12 protein-coding genes and 1 pseudogene are annotated in these 7,452 nt (G+C 43.7%); 5 read left to right on the top strand and 8 right to left on the bottom strand.

The window, feature by feature from the left end:
• The first annotated feature begins 190 nt into the window (after positions 1-190).
• A complete protein-coding gene (gene trxA / locus HCR01_RS36310) occupies positions 191-514 on the top strand; it encodes a thioredoxin (RefSeq protein ID WP_193200748.1) in 324 nt (107 codons plus the stop codon).
• A 90-nt stretch (positions 515-604) separates the two neighbouring features.
• Here trxA and HCR01_RS36305 read toward each other — a convergent pair whose 3' ends face one another.
• The 5 genes and pseudogenes from HCR01_RS36305 to HCR01_RS36285 form a co-directional block, all read right to left on the bottom strand.
• Positions 605-808 (bottom strand): hypothetical protein, encoded by a 204-nt coding sequence (locus HCR01_RS36305; protein WP_193200747.1) that lies wholly within the window; start codon positions 806-808, stop codon positions 605-607.
• Between the two features lie 435 nt (positions 809-1,243).
• Positions 1,244-1,636: a cupin gene (locus tag HCR01_RS36300; protein ID WP_193200746.1), complete on the bottom strand. Its 393-nt coding sequence runs from the start codon at positions 1,634-1,636 to the stop codon at positions 1,244-1,246.
• A 4-nt stretch (positions 1,637-1,640) separates the two neighbouring features.
• Positions 1,641-2,105, bottom strand: a pseudogene (locus HCR01_RS36295) (DUF1579 domain-containing protein); the annotation flags it as partial.
• 62 nt (positions 2,106-2,167) lie between these two features.
• Positions 2,168-2,407: a hypothetical protein gene (locus HCR01_RS36290; RefSeq protein WP_193200745.1), complete on the bottom strand. Its 240-nt coding sequence runs from the start codon at positions 2,405-2,407 to the stop codon at positions 2,168-2,170.
• Positions 2,408-2,430: 23 nt separating this feature from the next.
• Entirely contained in the window at positions 2,431-2,832 is a 402-nt protein-coding gene (locus HCR01_RS36285) for a VOC family protein (RefSeq protein ID WP_193200744.1), read from the bottom strand.
• A 381-nt stretch (positions 2,833-3,213) separates the two neighbouring features.
• On the opposite strand from HCR01_RS36285, the gene HCR01_RS36280 reads away from it, so the two are divergent.
• On the top strand, positions 3,214-3,618 hold the full coding sequence (locus HCR01_RS36280) for a hypothetical protein (RefSeq protein WP_193200743.1): 405 nt from the start codon (positions 3,214-3,216) through the stop codon (positions 3,616-3,618).
• An 18-nt stretch (positions 3,619-3,636) separates the two neighbouring features.
• On the opposite strand, the gene HCR01_RS36275 is transcribed toward HCR01_RS36280, so the two are convergent.
• From HCR01_RS36275 to HCR01_RS40630, 3 genes are all read right to left on the bottom strand, one after another.
• Positions 3,637-4,566: a tyrosine-type recombinase/integrase gene (locus HCR01_RS36275; RefSeq protein ID WP_193200742.1), complete on the bottom strand. Its 930-nt coding sequence runs from the start codon at positions 4,564-4,566 to the stop codon at positions 3,637-3,639.
• A gap of 220 nt (positions 4,567-4,786) precedes the next feature.
• Positions 4,787-5,164 (bottom strand): tyrosine-type recombinase/integrase, encoded by a 378-nt coding sequence (locus HCR01_RS40635; protein ID WP_413774011.1) that lies wholly within the window; start codon positions 5,162-5,164, stop codon positions 4,787-4,789.
• A 43-nt stretch (positions 5,165-5,207) separates the two neighbouring features.
• Complete coding sequence (locus HCR01_RS40630; RefSeq protein WP_320073262.1) at positions 5,208-5,459, bottom strand: hypothetical protein; 252 nt, start codon at positions 5,457-5,459, stop codon at positions 5,208-5,210.
• Between the two features lie 272 nt (positions 5,460-5,731).
• On the opposite strand from HCR01_RS40630, the gene HCR01_RS36265 reads away from it, so the two are divergent.
• The 3 genes from HCR01_RS36265 (at position 5,732) to HCR01_RS36255 (ending at position 7,251) form a co-directional block, all read left to right on the top strand.
• Complete coding sequence (locus HCR01_RS36265) at positions 5,732-6,019, top strand: hypothetical protein (protein ID WP_193200741.1); 288 nt, start codon at positions 5,732-5,734, stop codon at positions 6,017-6,019.
• A 281-nt stretch (positions 6,020-6,300) separates the two neighbouring features.
• Positions 6,301-6,921 carry a hypothetical protein gene (locus HCR01_RS36260; RefSeq protein ID WP_193200740.1) on the top strand — a complete coding sequence of 207 codons (621 nt, stop codon included), beginning with the start codon at positions 6,301-6,303 and terminating at the stop codon, positions 6,919-6,921.
• A 30-nt stretch (positions 6,922-6,951) separates the two neighbouring features.
• Positions 6,952-7,251 (top strand): hypothetical protein, encoded by a 300-nt coding sequence (locus HCR01_RS36255; RefSeq protein ID WP_320073261.1) that lies wholly within the window; start codon positions 6,952-6,954, stop codon positions 7,249-7,251.
• Positions 7,252-7,452: the final 201 nt, after the last annotated feature.

Raw genomic sequence — 7,452 nt, 5'->3', positions numbered from 1 at the left:
TCAAGTAAAATTTGTTGCTCAAATCTTCGGTATAATTGCATAACTAGTTCTGATTTATACAATATTTTTATCCTGAATAAGTTTTTGCAACACAACCGTAAATCTTGCGTTGCCCGGTCTTTGACATTATCGCATTATCTTCCAGTGGGAGCAACGCGGCTATGAGATAATGCTCTTTTGCAGAAAACTTATGACTGCCATTTATATTCAAGACGAAACCGAGTTCGATACGCTGCTTGAAACCGAGCCGTTATTTGTAGTAGATTGCACGGCTGCTTGGTGTGGCCCGTGCAAACTCATTGCCCCCTTGATAGATCAACTGGCATCAGAGTACAGCGCTCGCGTCAAGGTCTTTAAGCTAGACCTCGATGCCAACCAACCTGTCGCTAAACGATTTGGCATTCGTAGTATTCCCGCTGTCATGATCTTTCAGCAAGGCAAGTTGGTAGAAACAATGGTCGGTGTTAAACCCTACGAAGAATTTAGCAGCACCCTCGATAAATATTTGGCTTGATTATATTTGAGTATTTGCGCGAACGAAAACCTGCGATCAACCTGTCCATGCCATTGTGTTCTAAACAGGCTGACCACAGAGAAATGTGAATCATACTGATGTTAAAGCTATCTCCTTTTTGAAATTACCCATAAATGGCTCATAGGGATGATTCAGGTTTTGCTTGGCATACGCTAGCAATTCTTCCGTCCATTCTGTAAACCAAGTAAACACCAAATTGACTTTTTCAATAGTTTCGGTATGTATTTCCTCATCCATTTCTATCTCTGCCATCATGGCATGGTCGCAATTCATAGCATGACCAGATTCTTTACTAAAATGGAATTTCCCACAGTAGCGTAATTCGATACCCGTTTCCTCTTCAATTCGTTCTGCCAGTTTGACAGTCGCAGGAGCAGCTGGTTAATTGTCCAAGTTAAAAATTGAGTTTGATTGAAAGCAGCTTTTCTGCTTAGTTTCCGGTAGCCATTAATACCACTGGTTCTAATTTGGGCTACCTTCACTCTCAAGCGATCGCCCCTGCACACGCGTTTAAGAAGCAGTTGGAATAAAGCTATTGAAGCTGGGGGAGTTAAGAACGAAGATTTAAACACTCTTTCTCCCTCAGCACCAAAAGCTTCTTTGGAATCAAGGATATAACAATAAGATAGTCAGAGATTGCGATGGCTATCTTATTGTGGGTTGATCGCCCGTTCTCAATCTGATGCAAAACCCATCCTTTTGATGCACTTATTGTAATAGAGATCGGTGCTGAGTTCCTTGACCAGGAGTAATAAATAACACGGAACTGAGGGTGTGAACTCTGACAGTATACCATGTGCCACGCGGCACTAGAAGATAAGCACCTGGAGCATTGAGGGGTACCGTATTTTCGGCTCCATCTTGCTCTAAGATGAAATCAATCTGACCAGAGAGCAGACACACAAACTCGTCTCCGGCGGGATGCATTTCCCAGCTATCCCAGTCCTTCTCGAAGGTATAGTGTGAAATCAGCCGCTTTCCTTTGAAGTCACCAAATTGGTGTTCGAGGTCTTTATAAAAGCGATCACTCACAGCAATAGGAGTGGCATCGCCATTGTCTTCGAGGACGATATAGCTGGACTTGACGCTCAGTAGAGTCATTTTACTAATCATTTCCTTCTACTTTGCGCCGATAGTGTGCGGCCATGAACTGATGCCACTGCCCATCATCACCCAAGACATGGGAGGTCATGACTCGATGGTTATCGCTGTTGAACTTGATCACATCTTTGTACTTTGCCATTTTCTCTTCACCAGACATTGAAGGGCCCTCACTATTGAGCGTCAACATGTTTTCAGAGGCATCCAGTTCACCATCGTATACCCAGAGGTAGGACATCATCGATCCAACCCAAGTGCCCACAAATCTCTGCTTGTAAGGATCGTAGCCAATCGTCATTATCGTTGTTGCAGCACCGCAACCGGGCATCTCGCCCTGTCCTTCAGCTAGAATCCAGAGTCCACTAAGCGATCGCACACTCTCGGTTCCTGTCGCCTTTTCGGGAGGCTTTTCTTGTCCCATCTTTACTTCGGTTTCATACGTCCATTCACCAACAAGCTGCTGTAGCCACTGGTGTTCTTTTTATGGTTCAGTCTGCATCGCTTGTTCTTGTTGTGTTTTGGTTGTTTCCACTACATTATCTCCTTCGTTTTACAAGCACTAAACTGGAATAAATTTTCGCAAGCCTCAAGCTGGAAATGGGAATTTTCGATGATGTCAAAGATGTTTTCCCAAGGATCTGTAACCGTAGCCACCAGGATTCTGTCGCCAACATCCTGCACATCAGTGTGCGGCTTTGCTCCAAGTTTCAGCAGAAGATGGTGTGTGGATACGGTCAGTTCGTCAAATATGTTGTCGCAGCCTTTTTCCACTGCACTGTAGAGGGTCAGGCAGATTATCCGCAGTTAATCATCCATGAGATGCCAAATTGATCGACCAACATACCAAAACGGTTAGCCCAGAAGGTTTTCTCAAGTGGCAACCGGACTGTCCCGCTTTCTGCCAAGACCTGAAAGATGCGCTCTGCTTCTACCTGATTGTTCAGGCTAATCGACACGGAAAAACCTTTCGGTTCTTCATACTGCTCAGACGGGCTGTCAGATCCCATCAATTCCTGATCGCCCACCATGAGGTGAGTATGCATGATTTTAGTACGCTGCTCAGCAGAGGTCTGTTCTGCCATAGGTGACTCCCCGTAGGTCATCATTGTTGTGATTTTGCCACCCAAACACTTCTCATAGAACTTAAACGCTGTCTCACATTGTCCGTTGAACATCAGGTAAGGGGTCAATTTCATGGTGTACTCCTTGAATGATTGATTGAGGAATGCGATCGCGTGAAATGGTGGGACTACTTAGAACCCAAATATAGTTCAAGTGTACTATAAAACATTTGATATTGCCTGTTTATCCTAGCGATAAGCAAGGGCGGCATGGCTTCGCTTACCGCCAATCCGCCAATTGACTGTACAATGAAAGCGACGTAATTCTGCATTAGGAAAGTAAACCCGATGGCGGCGGTTAATTAAGGCGATCGCTTTTCCTGGAAGCTATTTGCTGCTTTGTTTAGTTCCTGGTTATTGAGCCTTAAAGATTTGACCTATATTATAGTGAGGGTTATATGGTCAAGCGTTTAGAAGTCTAGTAACACAAGCACAATTGACCTAATGTTCCCACTAATGCCCTATATTCATGACGGCGGAATGTTGAGCAACAATGAAAATTTCAATGCCAAAAATGTGTCATTTTCGAGTCAGCAGATTGAGACAGAAGAATTTATCTCAATGGTAGCAGCGATTAAAGAACAACATCGGCAGGAATTAGAACGCTTGGAGCAAGACTTGAGAACAAGCTTGTTTTTGTCAGCAAAACAAGCGGCACAAGAAAGGGCGAAAGAACAACTCGAATCATGGCAAAAGCTGATCAAAGAGCAGAAGCAAGAAAGTATTCAGTTGCACAAGCGTATTAAAGAGATGGAATCGCTACAAAAACGACAGTTGAAGATTGAGAATCAACAACTTCAAGAGCGCCTAAGAGAATTAGAAAACATGAAGAGAACATCAACTTCCAAAGACGGATTTTGATTTTTTCATCATTTCTAATCAAATATCCATCAAGTTCAAGGCGCTGCTGTCGTTCGGCCTAGCTTTGAGGTATCGATCAGTGATAGCTAAATTGGAGTGACCCAAAGTATCTTTCACCAGTACAGGGTTGGTTCCTCTCTCAATGGCATGTGACCCGTGGGCATGACGCAACCAGTGAGTTGATACTTTGTCACTTAGCCCAGCATCCGAGGCGATCGCTTTCACGATGGGGTGCAAGTTTTGGCGCTCCAGATGTCCACCCTTTTGACTGGAGAAAACTGCATCTGTGGCACTAGCATCTCCCCTAAACTCCATCAGTTCAGTCCACAACTTTGGCTTGATCAGGATAGTGCGGTTTTTGCTGCCCTTAGCTTTTCGCACATACACCTGACCACTGTCATTTCTAGAAGTCAAATCTGCCCAAGTTAACTGACAAATTTCGTTTGCCCGTAGCCCCGCCTGGTACAACAGCTTAATGATCAGCAGATTTCTTTTAGCTGTGTACTGTCGCCTGGGAGTTTTGGCAAGTTCTAGATGTTTTTGTGCTGCCCGTACCATTAATTTGATATCTGCTTCGTCGAGATAACGTTCGTTGATTACGTCTGGTATTTCTCCGAGTTTTATTGCCATACCAACATTAAAAGGGATATACCCAATTTTGTGAGCGAAACTGATCAGGCTTTTGACTGCGGCAATGTAAATGCGCCGGGTACTGTCAGCTTGTCCTTGAAATTGTGTACTGTATTCCACCAAATCTTCATAGGTTACTTTCTTAAGGGGTTTGTCTAGGAAATCCAGGAACCGCCTAATGTAACGTCGATATGCCATAACAGATGAATCCGCTTTCCCATCCAACCACAAGCTAATCAACTTCGCCTCTGCTTGCACTGCCCCAAGAGAAGCGATCGCCTTTCGGTACTTGTTTACGTGGACGAGAGAAAGAGTCATTTTTCCTACTCCCTAATTAATCAGACACAATCATAGTTTCGTCTGGTTTTATAGTGTCTGATTTTTATTGTCCCGTATGTTGGGCATTCCAACTCACTTTATTTAATTGAGTAATTTATGTAATTTTGCTTGTAGTCGGTCAATAATGCTGAAGCTAGTGCAACTAGGAATACAAGTATGGGAACGCAAGAGCAGCCCACGGGAGACAAGTTTTTTCACCTTATGTACTAGATGTTCCCTTAGTTTCGGGCTGTAGGACGTAATAGTTGATTAAACCGATGTTGTCTATTGGAGATAGCTTTGCCAAAGAAGATACTGCCCCTTGCACTTGTAGCGGATGAACCTCTAAATATGTGTGAAGCCCTGCCAAGTTACAGTGTCCCGAAACTTCCGCGATAACTCGCAATGGAATTTGATCATCACTCATAGAAGTCAATGCCGTGCGACGAAAGCTATGGGTGCTTATTCCTTCCAAATTTACACTAGCACAAGCTTCCCTAAGTATTTTGGCTGCCGAATCTGAGGTGATGTGTTCCCGCCCATGTCTTCCAGGAAACAAATACACTTCCCCTGCTTGGGGTTGGTATTGAGTCAACAAACTTTGCAAATCTTCAATAATTGGAATACTGCGAGTTGCTAACTTACCCTTGGTATTGGCCTTGCGGATCGTGAGGTGTGATGGCGTAACCGCCCGCCGTAGGCGATCGCACTTGCCCTTTTACATCATATATATCAGCGCTGAGCAAAGTTACAACTTCGTTAATTCTCGCGGCAGTGAACAGGGCAGTGGCAAAGATAGTGCGATCGCGGGTTGTTTTCAGTCCGTGGGTAAATAGCAACTGTATTTCCTCGTGAGAGAGAATTTTGGCTTTGCCGTGGCGATCTCGCTTCATCTACCATACACCGTGATTTTCACCGCATTTTTCAGTTTACGCGGGACGGAGGAAAATCACCATAACTTCATAGGGTGAAAAGGGTAAAGGTAAAGGGGGAAAGGTAGTCAGAATGTGTTAACTTTCCTTTGACCTTGACCCTTTAACCCTTCCCCCTGTTTATAAGCCTAATTTTTCATGATTTTTCTACTGTTGTCTACGCTCTCAGCGGTCAAGCTTGAGATAAAATCGCTAATAATACAAATTTAATAGCACAATCTTGTAGCAACAGTATGACCGAGCGCGGCAGTACCTACAATCATAACGGCAAGCCAACGGCAGCAAGTTTTGAATCGAGGGATTTGGCCCAAAGATTTGCTACGGCTATAGGTGAGTTCAACTGGCGGACAGATTACTTGAAGTTTTGTGAACTTTTGGAGTTAGAAGCGGGAGATTATGCGGATCAGCAATACAGCTATTTCCAGCAATTGGCGGAATCGCTCACGAGATTCAACGCTGAATCGCTTGCCAAAATGATTGACCAAACAATTCGCAATTCGCAATTCGCAATTCGCAATTGAAAATGCGAATTAATTGATTAATTGGCTAAAAGTGGGTACAAGCTCCCACTTATTTAATTGCGAATTGCGAATTCACAATTGCGAATTGGATTGATGCGGGGTTAGGCAGGGAATAACGCACTAATCATGGTACTGTCTAGGTAACTATCTTGCGGGGCTGGCGCTCACTCGGTCGCGGATAGCCTCGGTTTACCTAGATATGAGAGATGAGCCAAACAAGGAAAAACAAGATACGATTGCATCTTTTAACTGTGACCAAAAGATGTGGGTGGGAGCAGTTTATGACCCGTTGCTGGGAGAAAGACACAACGGCAACAGCCAGGCTCACCCAATTTATCGAACTCTACCTAGATGATTCTCTTCTGGACCTTGATGCAATTGCTGGTAATGATTTAGATAAACGCCTGGACTCTAAGATAAAGGTAAGTGTTTATGAGTACTTGGCATCTTTTAACAGTAGTAGCGCCAACCCTACAAATCAAACGATATTAGCTATTTGCTCACGACTTGATCAGCTTGAGTCACAGTTGTTAGGTGCTAATAGCAACGAAACCGGAGCAATCTATAATCTCGCCGATTTAGAACAAAAAATGGAGGGGATGACAGCGCGAATGACACAGTTGGCTGAGGCAATTATCAAAATTCAAAACTATCTCAACAACCAACCAAGACGGGCTAAGAAATCGTACAACAATTCATCTTATCAACGGTCTACTCAAAGAATCCAACCATTAACAGAAGAAAGTTTAGCTAAAAGACTTGGTGTCAGTGTAGAAACTATACGCGAACAGCTTCAGAAGTTGCACCCACCGCTTTTTGTGGCATGGTGCAAGGGTAAGGATAAATCGGGTATGGGGTGGGAATTTCACGAAAATACGGGGTTATATCATCCGGTTAGTTAGCGTTCGTATAAAGATGATCGCCATGTAGCTATGGTCAAAATTCACGCACCCATCTATTTTCAAATTTACGAGTGCGAGGGAACGCGGTGGTTTTTTCACGGTGGCGATGTTTTCTATAATCCTTGCGGCATCCCTGCTGACCTAGAATCTACTTTAGAAACAAACGGCTTGACCAAAACGAAAGTGGTAGTTGAACTGTTCCGCATTAACGGAGGAAATCCGGGATTTTATTTAGCTAACGTTAAAGACAAAAAATATTACTATTGCGGAACTAATTGGGAAGATGTGAAAACCGAATTGCAAGCGATCGCTTGGCATTGGCAGAGATGATCCGATGGGGGATTAGGGTGGAGGCGATCGCCCCCTGAAAAGCTTTTCAAAAGGGCTAGGACTGAACGCCAGTTCAAAATAGCAAAGATTGAATTTAGAATTTTGGGTTGTGTTGCAAAAAAGGTTTGAAGTGATAAAATTCTCTAGAACTAAGATTATTTATGCAACAACTCCGAAGATGTCTGCAATAAAATTAACTTG

Origin of the sequence: Nostoc sp. MG11 (assembly GCF_014904695.1) — a bacterium.
In the GTDB taxonomy this organism is placed as follows: Bacteria; Cyanobacteriota; Cyanobacteriia; order Cyanobacteriales; family Nostocaceae; genus Komarekiella.
This window is presented reverse-complemented; position numbering and strand designations above follow the sequence as displayed.